23 protein-coding genes are annotated in these 17,640 nt (G+C 66.3%); 15 read left to right on the forward strand and 8 right to left on the reverse strand.

The features are described from left to right. The first annotated feature begins 4 nt into the window (after positions 1-4). From RIdsm_RS21020 to RIdsm_RS21035, 4 genes are read left to right on the forward strand one after another with little or no spacing between them, the layout of a single operon-like run. A complete protein-coding gene (locus RIdsm_RS21020) occupies positions 5-652 on the forward strand; it encodes a MotA/TolQ/ExbB proton channel family protein (RefSeq protein ID WP_370276025.1) in 648 nt (215 codons plus the stop codon). 25 nt (positions 653-677) lie between these two features. Then, positions 678-1,037, forward strand: coding sequence for a biopolymer transporter ExbD (locus tag RIdsm_RS21025; protein ID WP_057818427.1), 360 nt, complete (start codon positions 678-680; stop codon positions 1,035-1,037). After that, positions 1,034-1,420, forward strand: coding sequence for an ExbD/TolR family protein (locus RIdsm_RS21030; RefSeq protein WP_057818425.1), 387 nt, complete (start codon positions 1,034-1,036; stop codon positions 1,418-1,420). Before RIdsm_RS21025 ends, RIdsm_RS21030 begins: the two co-directional genes overlap by 4 nt. Then, positions 1,417-2,751, forward strand: a complete 1,335-nt coding sequence (locus RIdsm_RS21035; protein ID WP_057818423.1) for an energy transducer TonB family protein — start codon at positions 1,417-1,419, stop codon at positions 2,749-2,751. The genes RIdsm_RS21030 and RIdsm_RS21035 overlap by 4 nt, the downstream gene beginning before the upstream one ends. 300 nt (positions 2,752-3,051) lie before the next feature. Here the strand turns inward: RIdsm_RS21035 and RIdsm_RS21040 are convergent, their stop codons facing one another. Beyond that, the gene (locus RIdsm_RS21040) at positions 3,052-5,073 is read right to left on the reverse strand and encodes a TonB-dependent receptor domain-containing protein (protein ID WP_236553361.1); all 2,022 of its coding nucleotides are present in this window, start codon (positions 5,071-5,073) and stop codon (positions 3,052-3,054) included. A 231-nt stretch (positions 5,074-5,304) separates the two neighbouring features. On the opposite strand from RIdsm_RS21040, the gene RIdsm_RS21045 reads away from it, so the two are divergent. Genes RIdsm_RS21045 through RIdsm_RS21060 form a run of 4 tightly spaced genes read left to right on the forward strand, consistent with a single transcriptional unit; the run spans position 5,305 to position 9,126 of the window. Further along, on the forward strand, positions 5,305-6,360 hold the full coding sequence (locus RIdsm_RS21045) for a hemin-degrading factor (protein ID WP_057818422.1): 1,056 nt from the start codon (positions 5,305-5,307) through the stop codon (positions 6,358-6,360). Further along, positions 6,360-7,253 (forward strand): heme/hemin ABC transporter substrate-binding protein, encoded by an 894-nt coding sequence (locus RIdsm_RS21050; protein WP_057818420.1) that lies wholly within the window; start codon positions 6,360-6,362, stop codon positions 7,251-7,253. Before RIdsm_RS21045 ends, RIdsm_RS21050 begins: the two co-directional genes overlap by 1 nt. Positions 7,254-7,258: 5 nt before the next feature. Next, a complete protein-coding gene (locus RIdsm_RS21055) occupies positions 7,259-8,341 on the forward strand; it encodes a FecCD family ABC transporter permease (protein ID WP_057818418.1) in 1,083 nt (360 codons plus the stop codon). Next, on the forward strand, positions 8,338-9,126 hold the full coding sequence (locus RIdsm_RS21060; RefSeq protein WP_057818416.1) for a heme ABC transporter ATP-binding protein: 789 nt from the start codon (positions 8,338-8,340) through the stop codon (positions 9,124-9,126). The genes RIdsm_RS21055 and RIdsm_RS21060 overlap by 4 nt, the downstream gene beginning before the upstream one ends. Here the strand turns inward: RIdsm_RS21060 and RIdsm_RS21065 are convergent. Next, complete coding sequence (locus RIdsm_RS21065) at positions 9,106-9,303, reverse strand: hypothetical protein (RefSeq protein WP_143100460.1); 198 nt, start codon at positions 9,301-9,303, stop codon at positions 9,106-9,108. The two genes, RIdsm_RS21060 and RIdsm_RS21065, sit on opposite strands and share 21 nt — an antisense overlap. 126 nt (positions 9,304-9,429) lie before the next feature. Beyond that, entirely contained in the window at positions 9,430-10,161 is a 732-nt protein-coding gene (locus tag RIdsm_RS21070; protein ID WP_057818415.1) for a Crp/Fnr family transcriptional regulator, read from the reverse strand. A gap of 87 nt (positions 10,162-10,248) precedes the next feature. Here RIdsm_RS21070 and RIdsm_RS21075 point away from each other — a divergent pair, with 87 nt between their 5' ends. After that, positions 10,249-10,650 carry a hypothetical protein gene (locus tag RIdsm_RS21075; protein ID WP_236553360.1) on the forward strand — a complete coding sequence of 134 codons (402 nt, stop codon included), beginning with the start codon at positions 10,249-10,251 and terminating at the stop codon, positions 10,648-10,650. Between the two features lie 6 nt (positions 10,651-10,656). Here the strand turns inward: RIdsm_RS21075 and RIdsm_RS21080 are convergent, their stop codons facing one another. Together RIdsm_RS21080 and RIdsm_RS21085 are read right to left on the reverse strand one after the other, a co-directional pair. Then, positions 10,657-11,013: a hypothetical protein gene (locus RIdsm_RS21080; protein WP_057818411.1), complete on the reverse strand. Its 357-nt coding sequence runs from the start codon at positions 11,011-11,013 to the stop codon at positions 10,657-10,659. A 4-nt stretch (positions 11,014-11,017) separates the two neighbouring features. Next, positions 11,018-11,368 carry an ElaB/YgaM/YqjD family protein gene (locus RIdsm_RS21085; RefSeq protein WP_244955842.1) on the reverse strand — a complete coding sequence of 117 codons (351 nt, stop codon included), beginning with the start codon at positions 11,366-11,368 and terminating at the stop codon, positions 11,018-11,020. A 172-nt stretch (positions 11,369-11,540) separates the two neighbouring features. Here RIdsm_RS21085 and RIdsm_RS21090 point away from each other — a divergent pair, with 172 nt between their 5' ends. Then, positions 11,541-11,702 carry a DUF1328 domain-containing protein gene (locus RIdsm_RS21090; protein ID WP_074940246.1) on the forward strand — a complete coding sequence of 54 codons (162 nt, stop codon included), beginning with the start codon at positions 11,541-11,543 and terminating at the stop codon, positions 11,700-11,702. Between the two features lie 74 nt (positions 11,703-11,776). On the opposite strand, the gene RIdsm_RS21095 is transcribed toward RIdsm_RS21090, so the two are convergent. Further along, entirely contained in the window at positions 11,777-12,589 is an 813-nt protein-coding gene (locus RIdsm_RS21095) for a response regulator (RefSeq protein WP_057818409.1), read from the reverse strand. Between the two features lie 125 nt (positions 12,590-12,714). Here RIdsm_RS21095 and RIdsm_RS21100 point away from each other — a divergent pair, with 125 nt between their 5' ends. The 4 genes from RIdsm_RS21100 to RIdsm_RS30795 all read left to right on the forward strand — a co-directional run bounded on the left by RIdsm_RS21100 (position 12,715) and on the right by RIdsm_RS30795 (position 15,423). Further along, positions 12,715-12,909 carry a NepR family anti-sigma factor gene (locus RIdsm_RS21100; protein ID WP_057818407.1) on the forward strand — a complete coding sequence of 65 codons (195 nt, stop codon included), beginning with the start codon at positions 12,715-12,717 and terminating at the stop codon, positions 12,907-12,909. A gap of 47 nt (positions 12,910-12,956) precedes the next feature. Further along, positions 12,957-13,460 carry an RNA polymerase sigma factor gene (locus RIdsm_RS21105; RefSeq protein ID WP_057818484.1) on the forward strand — a complete coding sequence of 168 codons (504 nt, stop codon included), beginning with the start codon at positions 12,957-12,959 and terminating at the stop codon, positions 13,458-13,460. Beyond that, positions 13,457-15,220: a sensor histidine kinase gene (locus tag RIdsm_RS21110; protein ID WP_057818405.1), complete on the forward strand. Its 1,764-nt coding sequence runs from the start codon at positions 13,457-13,459 to the stop codon at positions 15,218-15,220. Before RIdsm_RS21105 ends, RIdsm_RS21110 begins: the two co-directional genes overlap by 4 nt. A gap of 68 nt (positions 15,221-15,288) precedes the next feature. Then, entirely contained in the window at positions 15,289-15,423 is a 135-nt protein-coding gene (locus tag RIdsm_RS30795; protein ID WP_268874604.1) for a hypothetical protein, read from the forward strand. 85 nt (positions 15,424-15,508) lie between these two features. Here RIdsm_RS30795 and RIdsm_RS21115 read toward each other — a convergent pair whose 3' ends face one another. Continuing rightward, entirely contained in the window at positions 15,509-16,072 is a 564-nt protein-coding gene (locus tag RIdsm_RS21115; RefSeq protein ID WP_244955843.1) for an exopolysaccharide biosynthesis protein, read from the reverse strand. A gap of 213 nt (positions 16,073-16,285) precedes the next feature. Between RIdsm_RS21115 and RIdsm_RS21120 the strand changes: the two genes are divergently transcribed. Next, entirely contained in the window at positions 16,286-16,813 is a 528-nt protein-coding gene (locus RIdsm_RS21120; RefSeq protein ID WP_236553359.1) for a hypothetical protein, read from the forward strand. Between the two features lie 49 nt (positions 16,814-16,862). Here the strand turns inward: RIdsm_RS21120 and RIdsm_RS21125 are convergent, their stop codons facing one another. Then, the gene (locus tag RIdsm_RS21125) at positions 16,863-17,639 is read right to left on the reverse strand and encodes a GntR family transcriptional regulator (RefSeq protein WP_057818400.1); all 777 of its coding nucleotides are present in this window, start codon (positions 17,637-17,639) and stop codon (positions 16,863-16,865) included. Position 17,640 lies beyond the last annotated feature (1 nt).

Raw genomic sequence — 17,640 nt, forward strand, 5'->3', positions numbered from 1 at the left:
CCAGATGCTCGAAGCCCTCCGCCAGGTCGCCGATCTCGGCGGCCCGGTCGTCATGGTCCTGATCGGCGTGTCGATCCTCACCCTCGCCGTCATCCTCTACAAGCTCTGGCAGTTCCGCGCCGCCGGTGCCGGCCGCCACCGCGAGCTCTCCGATGCCGTCGCCGCCTTCGACCGCGGCGACCGCGCCGGCGCCGAGGCCGCTCTGTCGCGCTCGCGCAGCTACCTCGCCCCGGTGATCGCCATGGCCTTCACCGCCGGGCCCGCCGACGCCGCCCGCCTCGAGGCCGAGGCCGAAACCCGCTTCGCCCGGCTCGAAAGCGGCTTCCGCCTGCTCGATTCCGTGGCCCAGCTCGCCCCCCTTCTCGGCCTCTTCGGCACCGTCCTCGGCATGATCGAGGCGTTCCAGTCGCTCCAGCAAGCGGGCGCACAGGTCGACCCCTCGCTGCTCGCGGGCGGCATCTGGGTGGCGCTCCTGACCACCGCCGTGGGCCTTGCCGTCGCCATGCCGACCGCCCTCGTCCACAGCTGGTTCGAGGCCCGCATGGATGCCGAACGCGTCACGGCCGGGCGTGCCATCTCCACCGTTCTCTTCCCGCAAGGGGCGACAGCGGATACCGCCGCCCCCTTCGGCGCGGTCCCCGCCGGTGCGTAGGCGGGCCGCACGCAAGCGCCTTTCGATGACGTCGCTGATCGACGTCATCTTTCTTTTGCTGCTCTTCTTCATGCTGTCCTCCACCTTCTCCCGCTTCGCCGAAGTCGAGATCAGCGCCGCCGCCGGTGGCGCCGCCGCCGCGTCGTCCGACACGGCCCCCGCCTTCCTCCGCCTCGGCCCCGACACGCTCAGCCTCAACGGCCAGGAGACGGTGCTCGACGACCTGCAATCCGCCTTCGACGACCTGCGCGAAACCTCCGACGAGACATCCACCCCCGTCATCGTCAGCCTGCGTGACGAGGTCTCGTCCCAGCGCCTGACCGACCTGCTGGTCGCCCTGCGCCGCGTCGAGCGCGTCACCATCACCATCCTGGGGGCCACATGAGACGCGCCCGCGCCACCCAGACCCGCGAACCCACCATCGCGCTGATCAACATCGTCTTCCTGATGCTGGTCTTCTTCATGGTGGCCGGCACCCTCGCCCAACCGCTCGACGGCGACCTCAACCTCGTGCAAACGGCCGATCTCGAAGGCCGCGCGCCGCCCGACACGCTTGTCGTCCATGCCGACGGCCGCCTCTCCTATCGCGGCACGACCCAAAGCTCGGCCGCCGCCTATGTCGCCGGCCTGTCCGAGGAAGAGCGCAAATCCATCCGCCTCGTCCCCGACCGCGACCTGCCGGCCCGGGTCCTTGTCGACCTGACCCGCGAGCTGCGCGGCGAAGGCGCCGAACGCGTGCTCCTCGTCACCGAACGGGGGCTGAAATGACCGCCACCTCCCGCACCGCCAAGCTCCTCGCCACCACCGCGGCGATCGCCCTTCACGGCCTCGCCCTCTGGGGCGTCTCCGGCACCACCGAGATCGAGATCGAAGGCTCCTCCGGCGCGGCCGAGGCCAGCCTCGGCAACAGCTTCGCCGACATGGCCGCGGGCACCATGACCCCGACCGAGACCGAAGAGGTGCTCGACCCCGACGAAACCGAGGCCGACACCGAAACCACCGAAACCGAAACGACCGAAGCCGACGCCCCCGAGGACGTCACCGAGGCCGAGACCGCGGAAGCGCCGGCCGAGGCAACCGAACCCACCGAAACCGAACAGGCCCGGCCGCAGGAAACTCCGGCCGAAACCCCCGAGCAGCAGACGGCCGAAACCGCCCCCTCCGAGACGGCGCAGAACCGTCCGGAGGAGGTGCGGCAGGCCGAAACCACCGAAACCCCGCCCGACCAGCCCGAAATCGCCGAACCGGTGGCACAGGACACGCCCGAGCCGACCGAACAGGCCCGACAGGCCGAGGTCGCCACCGCGCCCGAAGCCCCCGACACCGTCACCCCCACCGTCGCGGCCGAGCAGGACACCGAGACCGCCGAGCCGGAAACCCTGCAACAGACGGCCCCGGAAGAGGTCCAGCAGGCCGAAACCACGCCCGAGCCGCAACCGGCGCAAGAGCCCGTCGCCGCGGTCACCCCCGAGGCGACGGAGCCGTCGCAACCCGAACCGACCGTGGCCGAACCGGTCGAGGCCACCGACCTCGCCGAAAGCGCCGAAACCATCGAGGCCGAGGAGGAAACCTCCCCCGCCGTCACCACCTCCCTGCGCCCGCAAACCCGGCCCAGGGCCATCGAACAGGCCCAGGCCCGCAAACGCGAACAGGAACGGCAGGAGCGGCAGGCCCGCCAGCAGCGCCAGCAACAGCAGCAGCGCGAACAGCAACAGGTCACCCGGCAGCAGCCCCAGGGCAACGCCGCCCAGAACGCCCGCACCGGCACCGCCACGGGCAACGAAAACGCCCGCAGTCAGGCCAACACCGGCACCGGCCAGTCCCGCGAGGCGGGCAACGCGGCGGCCAGCAACTACCCTGGCCAGGTCATGCGCCAGATCTCCCGCGTCCGCCGCCCGCAAGTGGGCTCGCGCGGCACGGCGGTCGTGGCCTTCACCATCTCCGCCAATGGCGGGCTGTCCGGGCTTTCCCTGGCCCGCAGCTCCGGCAACGGCCGGCTCGACCAGGCCGCGCTCGGCGTCGTCCGCCGCGCCGCCCCCTTCCCCGCCCCGCCCCCCGGCGCCCGCCGCAGCTTCTCGATCAACATCAAGGGCGGCTGACCCCCGTCAACGCCGTCGCCCGGCCTCGCGGTCGGATGCCTCCGGCGGGGATATTTGGACCAAGAAGAAGCACAGCCGCACGCCCCAACACCTTGGCGGAAACACGCAATGGGCCGCCATTGGGGGCCAAGCCCTGCTTCTTCTGGCCGGAAATATCCCGGGGGGGTTTGGGGGGCTGGCCCCCCAAGGCCTGCGTGGCCCGAACGCAAACCAACCGGATGCGCCGCAAGGCGCGCCGCATGTAAAAGGGCGGAACCCGAAGGTCCCGCCCCGCCAGCGTTCCACTTTCCTGCTAACCAATCAGAACGCTTTGGCAATCGTAACCTTGAAGTTCCGCCCGGTCGCCCGGCGGCCGGGGCTCATCAGCGGCGTGCGGTAATTCTGGTCGAACAGGTTCTCGACCCCCACCCGGAACTCGGTGCCTTCCCAGACGCCCTCCTTCGGCGCCACCGTGGCCCGCAGGTTGTGCACCGCGTAGCCGGGCGTGTACCCGAACGTGTTGGTGACCGACTCGTTCATCTCGGTCTCCCAGCTCAGGTCGAGCGCATCGCCCCACTTCTTGCCCACCGTCACCCGCAGGCTGTTGCCTGCCTGCAGGCCCCAGTCCTGCGTGACGAAGACCGCGTCGGTCTGCTCGGCCTCCGTGATCGTGGCGTTGACGTCGGTATAGAACCCGTTCTGCATCGCATAGGAGCCCTCGACCTCGATCCCCTGCGTATGCACCTCGTCCAGCAATTGCTGGCCCATCGGCGTCGCCGACACGTAGGAGGTCACATCCCAAAGCTCGGTGTCGTAGATATTCGCCTTCAGCGACAGCGTGTCGCCCGAGGAAAACAGGTCCTGCCCCTCGTAGGCCGCGCCGATCTCGAAGGTCCGCGACTTCTCGGTCGTCGACACCCGCGCCACGTTGTCGAGATCGTCGATCGGCGGCAGCACTTCCGTGTAGGCCGCGCTGCCGAAGACCGAGATGCCGTTGCCGAACGCATAGCGCACCGACACGCCGCCCATCAGCGCCTCGTTCGAGAACTGCCCGTTATTGGGCGCGGTCGTGCCCGAGATATCCGAGGTCTCGTAACGCACCGCCGGCGTCACCGTCCAGCCACCGCCAAAGGCCATCTCGTCGATCAGGAAGAACGCCCACCGGTTGTCGTCCCCGCCCGGCGCCGAGGAGGCATCAAGCCGCTTGCGATAGATATACTCCATCCCCGACACGAGGTTATGCGCCACCGGCCCGGTGTCGAAATACGACCGGTTCTTCAACGTCACCGTGGTCGTCTCGTACTTGTGATCCGCGCCGATCAGCCCGACCAGGAAGGGTGGCGTGCCGGGCACAGGGGTCTGCATGATCTCCTCGTTGGCATAGGAGAATTGCAGCGACAGGTCGACCAGGTCATTGCCCGCGGGGTTGTAGCCATAGCGCAGCATCGCCGTCTCGCTGCTGGTCTCCCGGTCGACGAAGCCGAACCCGGTACCCAGCCCGAAGGCGTCATAGGGCACATTGTACTGCGTCGAATCGGTGTTGGTATAGGACGCCGTCAGCGAATGCGCGTCATCGGCCCCGAAGGTCAGCTTGCCCTTCACCATGTACGAAGGGTCGTTGATGTCGCCCCCCGCCGGGTTGATCGGGTTGCCGTCGCCATCCTCCTGGATGCCAAGCTGGCGGTTGGTGTAGTTCACCAGGAACTCCAGCTTCTCCGTCGGCTGCCACGCCAGGATCGAGGAATTCGCGATCCCCTCGCCGTTGGTGGAAAACTCCAGCATCTGCCGAAACGCGAAGCCGGGCTCGCCGCCGGTGAAATCCGACGCGTCCTTCGTCTCCAGCAGCACCGCGCCGCCCACCACGCCCGAGCCGTATTCGAACGAGCCCACCGTGCCGCGGATCACCTCGACCTGCTTGTAAAGCGCCGGGTCGGTGAACAGCTGGTTGCCGATCCGGTAGAGCTCCTCGCTGCCGCGCGTCACCCCGTCGACCTGGATCAGCACCTTCTGGTCGGTGCCATAGGTGCCGGTCGCGCCGAAGCCGCGGATGTTGATCCCCGAGCCCTGCGCCCTTGTGCCATTGACGAGGTTCACCCCGGGAACGGAATCGATCAGCTCGGCCACCGTGCCGGCCTGCCGGTCCTTGATCTCGGTCTCGTCGATCTCGGTGATCGCGGTCGCCGTGTCGGTCCGCACGTCCCGCTTGCTTTCCTGAAGGGTGATCGTGCCGAGAAACCCGGCCGGCCCCTCTGCCATGTCCTGCGCCATGGCCGGGCTGGCCCCGATCCAAGTCACGCACAGCGCCGTCGTCCCCATAAGGGCGCGCGAAATCCCTCGCGTCATGTCCGTTTCCTTTCGTCCGCTATCCGGTTGTCTTGCCGAAAAGCTCGCGAAAGGCTGGCCTGGCTGATCCTGTTGTGATGAGAGACCCGAAACTTTGGTCTTGTCGGCCTCTAGGCATTCAGACTAAAAGAGTCAAGAATTAAAGCGGAGCCAGCCGGCGCCGCCACAGCCACGCCCTCCCTCCTGTTGCGGCGAAGCCATGACAACCAGTCCTGCTTCAGCGAGGTGACCATGGCAGAGCCCACAACCCCCACGGCGGAAGAGATTCGCGCCGCCCGCCAAGACAACCCCAAGACCCGCGAACGCGACCTTGCCGCCAAGCTCGGCATCACCGAGGCCCAGCTTGTCGCCGCCGATTGCGGCCAAGGCGCCACCCGCATCGATGCCCATCCCGACCGCATCATGGACGCGGCGCAGAAACTGGGCGAGGTCATGGCGCTCACCCGCAACGATGCCTGCGTGCACGAAAAGGTCGGCGTCTACGCCAACTACCACCCGGGCCAGCACGCGGCGATGATCCTCAACGAAGAGATCGACCTGCGGATGTTCCCCAAGCACTGGCAGCACGCTTTCATGGTGGAAAAGCAGGGCGACGCCGGCCCCCGGCGCAGCCTGCAGGTCTTCGACGCCGCCGGTGACGCGGTCCACAAGATCTTCCTGCGCGACGCCTCCAACCACGACGCGTGGGAAGGCATCAAGACCGACCTGGCGCTCGAAAACCAGTCGCCGGAACAGCCGGTCGACCCCCGCCAGCCCAAGGAAGCGCCCAAGTCCGACCCCTCCAAGCTCGACATTCTGCGCAAGGAATGGGCGCGGATGACCGACACCCACCAGTTCCTGCGCCTGACCTCCAAGCTGAAAATGAACCGCCTCGGCGCCTACCGTATCGCCGGCGACCCCTTCGTGCGCTTGCTCGACCCCTCCTCGGTCGATCTCGCGCTGCAGAAACTGGCGGAAGACGGCACCGAGGTGATGATCTTCGTCGGCAACCGCGGCTGCATCCAGATCCACTCGGGCCCGGTCAAGACGCTCAAGGCCATGGGCCCCTGGCAGAACGTGCTCGACCCGGGCTTCAACCTGCACCTCCGCCTCGACCACATCGCCGAGGTCTGGGCGGTCGACAAGCCCACCCAGCGCGGCGCGGCCGTATCGCTCGAGGCCTTCGACGCCGACGGCGGCATCATCCTGCAGATCTTCGGCATCGGCAAGGAAGGCAATGACAGCCGCCCGGCCTGGCGCGCCCTCGTCGCCGGCCTGCCATCGGCCACCGTAGAGGAGACCGCCTGATGTTCGCCAGCAAGTCCCGCGCCAACGGCGTCCTCCTCGCCACCATCTCGGCCGGTCTGCTGACAGCCCTGGCCCTGACAACCCAGGCCCGCGGCAGCGGCAGCGACAGCTCGAAACCCGGCGTCCTCAGCATCGGCGGCTCGGTGACCGAGATCGTCTATGCCCTCGGCCAGGGCGACCGTCTCGTCGCCCGCGACACCACCTCCACCTACCCGCCCGAGGCCGAAGACCTGCCCGACGTGGGCTACATGCGCGCCCTGTCGCCCGAAGGGGTCCTCTCGGTCTCGCCCGAGCTGATCCTCTCGGAAGACGGCGCCGGACCGCCCGAAACCATGGCCGTTCTCACCTCGTCGGGCGTCGATATCGTCACCATCCCCAACGTCGAAAGCGGCCCCGGCATCGCCGAAAAGATCAAGCGCGTGGGTGACGCCCTCGGCGTCTCGAAAGAGGCCGAGGCGCTCGCCGCCAATGTCGAGGCCGAGATCGCCACCGCCAAGGCCCGCGCCGACCGTCTCGCCGGCGACAGCCCCAAGCGCGTGCTTTTCGTCCTCTCCATGCAGGGCGGGCGCGTCATGGCCTCGGGCACCGGCACGGCGGCGTCCGCGATCATCGAGCTTGCGGGCGGCGTCAACGCGGTCACCGAATTCGAGGGTTACAAGCCCATGACCGACGAGGCCGTCAGCGTCGCCGCCCCCGACGTGATCCTGATGATGGACCGCGGCGGCGATCACGCCATCGCCAACGAAGTGCTCTTCGGCATGCCCGCCTTCCAGCCCACCCCGGCGGCCGAGACCGGCGCCATCGTCCGGATGGACGGGCTCTACCTGCTGGGCTTCGGGCCGCGCACGGCCAAGGCCGTCTCGGACCTCAGCCACCACCTCTACGGGGGCTGACCGGCATGGCGGCGACCAGCGAGATCGAGGCGGGCCCCCGGCCCTCCGTCACCCGCGACCGGCGCGTGCTGGCCCGGCAGGCGCACCTGTGGCTGGCGCTCCTGCTGCTCGGCTCCTGCGTCGCCAGCCTCGCCATCGGCGCCTCGGGCGCCTCGCTCTGGTCGGCGCTCTGGCACATGGCGTCGGGCGAGCCGCTGACCCAGCTCGAACGCGTCGTCCTCCTCGACATCCGCCTGCCCCGCACCCTGCTGGGCCTGCTCGTGGGCGCGGCACTCGCCGTCTCCGGCACCGTCCTGCAGGGCCTCTTCCGCAACCCGCTCGCCGATCCGGGCATCGTCGGCGTCAGCGCCGGCGCGGGCCTCGGCGCGATCTGCGCCATCGTCCTCGGCGCCTCCCTCCCCGCCGCGATCCAGGGCTTCGCCGGCATGTACCTCACCCCGCTCGCCGCCTTCGCCGGTAGCTGGATCTCGGTCATGCTGCTCTACACCGTCGCCACCCATCGCGGCCGCACCTCGGTGGCGACCATGCTGCTCGCCGGCATCGCCCTCACGGCCCTGACGGGCGCGCTCGCGGGCATCCTGGTCTACGCCGCCGACGATCAGCAACTGCGCGACCTGACCTTCTGGCAGATGGGCTCGCTCGCCGGCGCCACCTGGTCGAAGATCCTCACCGCCGGCCCGCTCATCCTGCTGGCCCTCGTCGGCGCCTCCTTCCTCGGCCGGGCCCTCAACGGGCTCGCCATGGGCGAGGCCACCGCCATGCATCTCGGCATCCACGTGCAGAAGGCCAAGAACCTCGCCGTGCTCGCCGTCGCCGCCGCCACCGGCGCGGCGGTCGCGGTCTCGGGCGGCATCGGCTTCGTCGGCATCGTCGTGCCCCACCTGCTGCGCCTGGCCACCGGCCCCGATCACGGGCCGCTCCTCATCAACGCCGCCCTCCTCGGCGGCGCACTCCTCATCTGGGCCGATGTCGCCGCCCGTGTCATCATCGCCCCGGCGGAACTGCCCATCGGCATCGTCACCGCCGTCCTTGGCGCGCCCGTCTTCCTCTGGATCCTCCTGCGCCGCCGCGGGGTGCTCGACCTATGACCCTCCAGGCCACCGGCATCCGCCACGCCATCGGCGGCAAGACCATCCTCGACGGCATCGACCTCACCGCGCACCCGGGCGAGGTCACCGCCATCGTCGGCCCCAACGGCTCGGGCAAGACAACCCTCCTCCGCGTCCTCACGGGCGAGGACAGGGCCCACGGCACCGTCACCCTGAACGGCACGCCCGTCACGCCCGCCAACGCCCCGCAGCTCGCCGCCATGCGCGGCGTGCTGCCCCAGGCCTCGCGCATCGCCTTTCCCTTCAAGGTGGCCGAAGTGGTGCGCATCGGCCTCCATTCCGGCCCCCACGGCCGCGACACCGCCATCGCCGAACGCGCCCTCGAGGCGGTCGATCTCGCCACCTTCGCCGATCGCTTCTACCAGGAGCTTTCGGGTGGCGAACAACAACGCGTCCAGCTCGCCCGCGTGCTGGCGCAGGTCTGGCAACCCACCTTCGACACCGGCCCCTGCTGGCTGTTCCTCGACGAACCCGTCGCCAGCCTCGATATCGGCCACCAGCTCGGCATCATGCAGCTCGCCCGCGACTACGCCCTGCGCGGCGGTGGCGTGATCACCGTCATGCACGACCTCAACCTCACCGCCATGTTCGCCGACCGGATCGCGGTGATGAAAGGCGGCCGCATCATCGCCCACGGCTCCCCCGACGACGTGCTCACAGACGAGGTCCTCTCTGACGCCTATGGCTGCCGCCTGCGCACCAGCACGCCACCCCCGGCGCCGATGCGCTACGTGCTGCCCCAATCAGCCGGCGGCGCGGCTTGATACGGCGCCGCCGGAAAGAAAAAACATCGCAATATCAATGCGATGCAATTTTTTCCAAAAAAATGAGACTCTGCAGGAAACCTTTTCGCCAGTCGTCGCGTTGGTATTTCGACGTCGGAATGGAGAAATCGTTTCGACAGGATGTCTGCCTGTCATCCCCAAATCCCCGGCAGACATTCAGCACCCTCCCTGTCCCTCGGGTGCCTGCCCCCGCCTTTATTAAAGGCGGGGGCCGCTTTTTTGGGGATCTGTCGCGAAAGGGAGGCCGCCGCCGTCAGCGCCGTCGCCCCGCGTCACGACATCTCAGATCAGCGGCCGCTGCCTCATGCCCTCGGCCGGGTCCACATGCGCCATCTCGCTCAGCCGGTCGTAATCGAGGATCTCCATATCCCCGTTCTTCCAGTTGACAATCCGCCGGTCGCGCAGCCGCTTCAGCGTCTTGTTGGTATGCACCACCGAAAGCCCCAGCGCATCGGCCAGGTCCTTCTGCGTATAGGGCAGCTTCATCCACGGGCCTTCGGTCAGCCCCAGCGACACCGCCCTGTCGTAAAGCCGCAGGATCCCCGTCGCCAGCCGCTGCTCCGCCGGCATCCGGCCCACCACGGCCAGGTGCTCACCCAGGAAATGCTCCTCCAGCGCGGCCAGCCACGTCAGGTCATAGGCCCGCTCCGGGTGATCCTTGAACAGTCGCCAAAGCGAGCGGCGGTCGAAAACGCACAGCTTCATCGGCGTGGTCGATTCGACCGAGTGCTGCATTTCCTGCATCACGCCCGCCTGCAGCCCGATGAAATCGCCGGGCATGACAAAGCTGATCACCTGCCGCTCGCCATCCTCCAGCGTCTTGTAGCGCAGGCCCATGCCCTCGAGCACCGTGAAAAGCTGCGGGCTGTTCGACCCCTCCAGCATCAGCGTGGCGCCCGCATCGACCTCCAGCTCACCGGTCTTGAATTCGTGCATGAAAACAAGCTCGTCTTCCGACATCGACAGGAAGACAGGTTGCTTCCGCAGCCAGCAGTTTTTGCAGTCCGTAACCATGGACAAAATTTCCCCGTTTTGTATGTCATAGTTTAATGCAGCCCAAATTTTAAAGTGTATTTTCCACTTATGTTTGGAGACGACCTTATGAACGAACGGCCCAAGGATGCCGGGCAGAGTGCCCCGGGTCAAATGGTGCCCGTTTACCTTGTGCTTGAGCGCAATTCCTTGATTGCAGAGGATATTGCCGGCTCGCTCAGGGCAGCGGGGCCGTGCGACGTGGTACACGTCCAGTCATCCGTGGAAATCGCCAACAGCCTGGCAAACCATCCCCGGATCGAAGCAGCTTTTCTTGAAATGACCTATGCGCAGGTGGTCGAGGCCGGGCTCGACAAACCCCTGCTGTCGAATGGCGCGCAGATCGTGCTGACCGTCGGCGAAGACGACGAGGCGAATGTTCGCAGCCTTGGCTGGAACATGCTGATCCGTCCCTTCACCGACGACATGATCCGTCACGCCATCCGGCCGGCGAAGCCGCGCGGCGGCTGACGCCGGTCAGTCCTTGGGCGTGCGCGCGGCACGCCCGGCCTGCATCCCGATCGCGAATCCTTCAGCAATCGCCGCAAACGGCGACGGTGACGGCGACGGAACGCCTGCCACCGGGGCCACCGGCACGCGAACCCGCGGCCGGATATTGGCGAACAGGAAGCAAAGCCCTGCAAGCAGCACGTAAAGCCCCCCGATAAGCGCGGTGGCGGTGATGGCGCCGTAATCGACCTCGATCACCATCCACAGCGCGGCAGACAAGAATCCGCTGCCGATCAGAACCAGAATAATTCCGACAAATGTGAATCCAGCGGCGCGCGCCGCAGCGCGCGCCTGGTATTGCAGCCCTCCGATCATCCCCAGCATCGGCTTATCTCCGGCTCGTCAGCATCCCCAGCACGAAACCGACGCCCACGGCGACGGCCATCGATGCGGCCGGCTGCTGCCGCACGGTGTCGGCGGCGTACTGGCCGTATTGCTCGGCCTGGTCGCGGGCGGCGTTGAACTGCGCTTCACCCGCGTCGCGGAATTCGCCGGCCTTGCGGCGGGCGCCGTTCTTCGCGGCTTCCTTCGAGGCGGTACCAAGCTCGCCCAGCGACTTGGTCAGGTTCGAGACATCCTGTTTCAGCGTGGCGATCTGTGCGGAAAGATCGTCAAGTTCGCTTTGCGGCGACTCAGTGCTGTTGGCGCGTGCCATATCGGTCTCCTTTTCGTGTTCCATTCCGCCCCTCAACGCGCGAGCGCGCGCAAGGTTCCTGAATTTCCGAGGGAACCCCGCGCGGGATGTAACAGCTTGCCGCCGCGGAAATTTTTTTGGGAACCATTTCCCGACGCCGCGGGTTGACCGGCCATCGAATGCAAGACCGAACCTGAGCAATCAAAGGAGTTTTCCGATGCTGTACTGGGCACTTGTTTTCTTCGTCGTCGCAATCGTCGCCGCCGTCTTCGGCTTTGGCGGGATCGCATCCGCGTCGGCAGGGATCGCACAGATCCTGTTCTTCGTCTTCCTCGTGCTGTTCCTCGGCGCTCTCATCATGCGCGCCGTCCGCAGCTGACGGACCGAAGTGAACTCATGAAAAAGGCCTGCGCGCCGCGAATGGCGCGCAAGCCTTACCAAAAGCCCCCGACCTCAGGCCTGAAGCGTTTCCGTACTCGAGAAGAACATGGCCTGGCTTACCGCCGACTGCACCTGGTCTTCCGTATAGGGCTTGGTGATAAGGAACGCCGGCTCCGGCCGCTCCCCTGTCAGAAGGCGTTCCGGGAAAGCCGTGATGAACACGACCGGCACTTCGTCCATCTGACCGAGAATATCGTTCACCGCATCGATCCCCGAGGATTTGTCGGCCAGCTGGATATCGGCCAGGATCATGTCCGGCGGCGTCTGCTTGGCCAGCTTCACGGCCTGGTCGCGGGTCCGGGCAACGCCCGTCACCTCGTGGCCCATGCTCTCGACGATCGACGAGATGTCCATCGCGATGATCGCTTCGTCCTCGATGACCATGATACGGCCCTGCACGGCGTCGGTCATCTCGCGGCGCGCGATCGACAGCAGCTCGGCCGCCTCCTCGGGCGACACGTCGATGATGTCGGCGATCTGCTCGGTGCGGAACCCCTCGAGGCTGTGCAGAAGCAGCGCCTCGCGCGTGTTCCTCGTCAGACTCGAAAGCCGCCACTGCGCGCGGCTCTCGGCCGAATCAAGGCTTCCGCCCTCGTCGACCGGCGCCCCGGACGACACCCAGATATCGTGGAAGGCCCGGAACAGCGCCACTTTCGGGGCGCGCGCGTCTGTAAAGACCTCCTGGTTTTCGAGAAGTGCCTCCAGCGTTGCGGCGGCGTAATTGTCTCCGGTAGTCTGACTGCCCGTAAGCGCCCGCGCATACCGCCGCAGGTACGGCAGTTCCTGCGCGATGCGCGTGGTTACATCAGCATTGCTTTCCGTCATGGGTGTTCCCTCAGGTGTCCTCAAAAAATTCGGTCGATGTATGGAACCAAACGCACATCCCCGGGTTATGTTCCAGATCAGGTGCAAAAAAAGCGCCTGTGGGCTTGTGCGGAAAATCGGGTGTTATGGCTAAGACCGTCAGGAACGACAAAGTGGATCAGCAAATCGACGATAACTTGCGGCGTGTGTACTCGGAGGCTTCAGACGAGCCTGTGCCCGAGCGCTTTACGCAACTGCTAGACCAGTTGCGCGCGAAAGAGCAAGAGAGCAGCAATACGCGGAAACGGGACGACAAACCCCAGACCGAGGATGACGCGTGAACACCACAAAAGATCCGAAGGAAGAGCTGATCGAGCATCTTCCGGCCATGCGTGCGTTCGCTTTCAGCCTGTCGCACAATGCATCCTCCGCGGACGACCTCGTTCAGGACGCGGTCGTCAAGGCGTGGGACAACTTTGACAAGTTCCAGCCCGGCACCAACCTGCGGGCATGGCTTTTCACCATCCTGCGCAACACCTATTACTCCCAGCACCGCAAGCGCCGCCGCGAGGTCGAAGACCCCGAGGGCATGATGGCGGCCTCGATGTCGCAAAAGCCCGACCATGACGGGCGTCTCGCGATGACCGATTTCCGCGAAGCCTTCGCCCAGCTCACCGCCGAACAGCGCGAGGTTCTCGTCCTCGTCGGTGCCGAGGGGTTTTCCTACGAAGAGGCGGCTGATATGTGCAACTGCGCGGTCGGCACGATCAAGAGCCGGGCCAACCGGGCGCGCAAGCGCCTCGCGGAACTGATGCACCTCGACGATGACAGCGAACTGGAAATGACGGATTCTGCAACATTGGCGGTGGTCAACGGGAAACCATCGGTATGAGTGAGAAGCCGGCGGCGCGGCACCGGGGCTTCAAGCCGGGCCTCGCCTTCCGGCTTGCGATCGTCCTCAGCCTTGCCATGCTGCCGCTTGGCCTGATTTCCGTCTTCCAGACCATGAAGGTTCTCGAAGAGCGCCGCACGCTCTCCGAAACCGCCCTCCTCGAACAGACCCAACAGGCCGTCTCCGAAACCCGCGAGGTCATCCGCTCGGCCGTCAGCACCGCCCGCACGCTCGCCATTTCCGTCGAATCGGTCGCCGCCACCGATCAGGGCTGCGACCTGATCATGTCCCGCGTCGTCGACAAGACCGAACTCTACAGCTTCGCGGGCTTCGTCGACGCCAACCAGCAGCTCATCTGCGCCTCCAACGGCGAGCGGCAGGATCTCACCGAACTCGACATCATCCGCTCCGATCTCGAAAGCCTCGAACCGGGCATCATCGTCCAGCCGCTCGAATTCATCGGCCCCGGCTCGGCGGTCATCGTCACCGTTCCGGTCATTGACGAGAACATGCACCGCGGCACCGCCTGGGTCGCGATCCCGGTCGAGGCGATCAACGAGATCCTCGCCGATGTCGACACCGAGGCCGACCTAGTGGTCTTCCAGCAGGATGGCGACATCATCGCGACCGAGCATTTTGTCGACGACCGCCGCTCCGTCCTGCCCGAGAACAAAAGCCTTCAGGACCTCGTCGACGAGGGCAGGCAGACCTTCCGCGACACCAACCGCCAGGGTCTGCGCCGCCACTTCGCGGTGGTCCCCATCGTCGAGGGCCGCGTCTTCGCCCTAGGAAGCTGGCGCCCCAGAAGTCAGAACTCCTACCTCCCCGGCTACGAGGGCGCCATCTCGCTCTACTTCCCGCTGCTGATGTGGCTGATCGCCATCGCCGTGGCCTATATCGGCGTCCACCGCCTCGCCATCCGCCATGTCTGGCGCCTGCGCTCGTGGATGCGCCTCTTCGCCGCCGGCCGCACCGACCTCGACAGCGCCCGCCTCGACAACGCGCCCGAGGAATTCGAGGTGCTGGCCGACGCCTTCCGCGCCATGACCCGCCGGATCTCCGAACAGGAACGCCGCCGCGACGAGGATCTCAAGGAAAAGACCGTTCTGCTGCGCGAGGTCCACCACCGGGTCAAGAACAACCTGCAACTGATCTCCTCGATCATGAACATGCAGATCCGCAACACCGAAAGCCCCGAGGCCCGCCACCTCCTCCGCCGGGTGCAGGACCGGGTGATGGCGCTCTCCGCCATCCACCGCTACCTCTACCTCGCCCGCAAGCTCTCCAAGGTCCGCGCCGACTCCCTGCTCGACGACATCATCAAGCAGCTCGTCACCATCGGGGCGCTCGACGAGGTCGACCACCGCATCGACATCTCCACCAGCTTCGACCCGGTCGAGATCAACCCGGATCAGTCCGTCCCCCTCTCGCTTCTGGCGACCGAGGCGGCGATCAACGCGGTCAAGCATTGCGGCGTCGAACGCGGCTCGCCCTGCTGGATCAACATCGCGCTGAAACAGACCGGCACCGACACGCTCTGCCTCAGCATCGTCAACTCCCGCTCCACCGACGAGGGAACCGAGACCGACACCCGCGACACCGACGGCTCCGGCCTCGGTTCGCGGCTCATCCAGTCCTTCGTCTCGCAGCTCGACGGCACGCTCGAGACCAGCATGACCGACGACCGCTACGAGCTGCACGTGACCTTCCCGCTCTCCTGGCCCGAAGTCGATGAAGACGACGCCCTTCCGGCGAAATGAAGCGTTAACGGGAACCGTTCGGGAATTCAGGCGTTCTTAATACAGAACAACAGCCTGGAGGTATGATCATGAGACGCAAGCACTTCTCCTTGATCTCCCTGTTCGCCGTGATTGCTGTGGCAGCCTGGGATTTCACGAAGCGCATCGGCGCAAACTTCGATGGCGTACAGCCCGTAGCCGCCGGAGCAAAGGCCAAAAGCTGAAGGCCAGCGCGGTGCGAAGGTACCCGGTTTCGCGCCGCGCAAGGTTCTCCCGAAACGACCCGATTTCAAGACTGCTTTTCAAGACTCAGATCGCCGCCGCGATCGTCCCCACGGCCCCGGCCGCCCCCATCATCCCCAGAATCACCAGCAGCCCGTCGGCCATGAACATGCCCGTCGCCACCACCGCCACGACCAGCCCCAGCACGGACGAGGTGAACGGGATGAACTCCAGCACCGGCATCACCACCCCGCAGATCAGGCAAAGCCCCTGCGGCAGAACGGAGAACGGCGGATAGGTCAGCCACTGGATCCGCCGCCGCGTCACCCGATCCAGCCAGCCCGCGGGCTTGCGCAGCCAGGCCACGCCATCATGCACCCGCTTCGACGGCATGCTTGCCCGCCGCAGCCACCGGGGCAGCCACAGCCCCGGCCGGCGCACGATCTGCTGCGCCGACACCGCGGTGATCAGCACGCCACAGGCCGCCGAGAATCCCGGCACCCCGCTCAGCGGCGACGCCAGAAGCAACCCGGGCACCACCAGAAGCGGCGTATAGCTGGCCTTTCCCAGATGCGTCACCACATCATCCACCGTCACCCTCTCGCCATCCAGCGCGTCTTCCGTCGCCCTGACGATATCGACGGCCGCCATCGGCCTGGCTTTTGCGGTTGATGTCATCCCTGCCCTTTCTTCGCCGGCGCCCCCAGACCGGTAAACAACGTACGATCCACGCCCCTGTTCCGCCGGTCGCGCCGGAAACAGGCGAAAACCCGCGCGTTCCCGAGCCGGCTTTGTGCGCGGGGAACAGTTTCGCGCCCCGAACGTTGTCCGACCCTGTTCAACTGCCTTTCAAAGGACCCTGTTATGAAACATCACGTACTGAGTGCCGCCGCTGCCGTCATGCTGTTCACCACGCCCCTCGCGGCCCAGGCACAGGATGTCACCCTGTCGCGCATCGACGTCCAGACCGACCTCTCGGCCTACGCCGACAGCAACGCCAGCCAGTTCTGGCCCTCGCTCGAGGCCGATCTCGGCCGCGCCATCGCCTCGCTGGTCGAGGTTGATGAAACCGCCGAGGCCCCGGCCATCCGCGTCGAGATCAACAAGATCGCCATCTCGGGCAACACCGTCCTTCCCGACACCGGCGAATTCAACGAGATGGAAGGTACAATCGCCGTCTTCCGCGGCCTCGAGGAAGACGTGACCTCCGGCTCGCCCGAAGATGCCACCCCCAACGAGATCGAGCGCAGCTTCCCGATCAAGGTCAGCGCCGTCACCGGCGAGATGATCGTGCCGGAAGACTACATCGCCGTGCCGCCCTCGAATGAAGATTTCTACGCGGCCATGGTGGGCGGCTTCGCCCTCGAAACCGTCGAACGTCTCGACCAGTAACCGCCACTCACGACACCGGCGCGCCCCGGTCCAGACCGGGGCGCGTGTCTCAGAACGACTGCGCCTTAGTCCGCAGCGCCACCCGGTGTTCCATGAAGGCCGACACCTGGTTGCAGAACAGCCGCGTGTGCTTCTGGCTCACCTCATCCAGCCCGTCCGCATCCCGCGCCGCGATCAGGTCGATCATCTCGTCATGCTCGTTGTAGATCCGGTCGTAATAGCTGTCCGGCTCCTGCGAGGTGCGGTCCTCGTTCTCAAACATCAGGTAGGTCAGCCGCAGGCTGAAATTCAGCACCGTTTCGTAGCCTTCCTTGATGAACTCGTTCCCCGCCATCAGCGCGATCTGCTTGTGAAACTCGTGGTTCCGCTCGGTCATCGCCTGGAAGTCGCCCGAGGTCGCGGCGGCCTTGTAGCCCTCGTTGATCTCCCGCAGCACCACCAGCTGGTCCTCGGTATGCCGCCCCGCCGCCAGCCGCAGCACCGCCGCCTGGTACAGGTCCATCGCCTCGAAGATCCGCGGCACGTCGTTGAGGTTGATCACCTCCACGAAATGCCCCCGATTGGCCGAGAACCGCACCAGCCTGTCGGCCTGCAACCGGATCAGCGCCTCGCGAATGGGCGTGCGCGACACCCCGAACCGCTTCTCCAGCGCCGCCTCGTCCAGGTGGTCGCCGGGCTTCGCCACCAGCGTCAGGATCTCCTTGCGCAGCGAGTCATAGACCACCTGCGTGCCCTTGCCCCGCGGCCGCCCCCGCTTGGCCCGCTTCTCGAAGGCCTCGACATCTCCGCCGCCCAGTACCCAGGCGTCTTCTTTCTTCTTTGCCATG

It is taken from the genome of Roseovarius indicus (assembly GCF_008728195.1).
GTDB classification, from domain to species: domain Bacteria; phylum Pseudomonadota; class Alphaproteobacteria; order Rhodobacterales; family Rhodobacteraceae; genus Roseovarius; species Roseovarius indicus.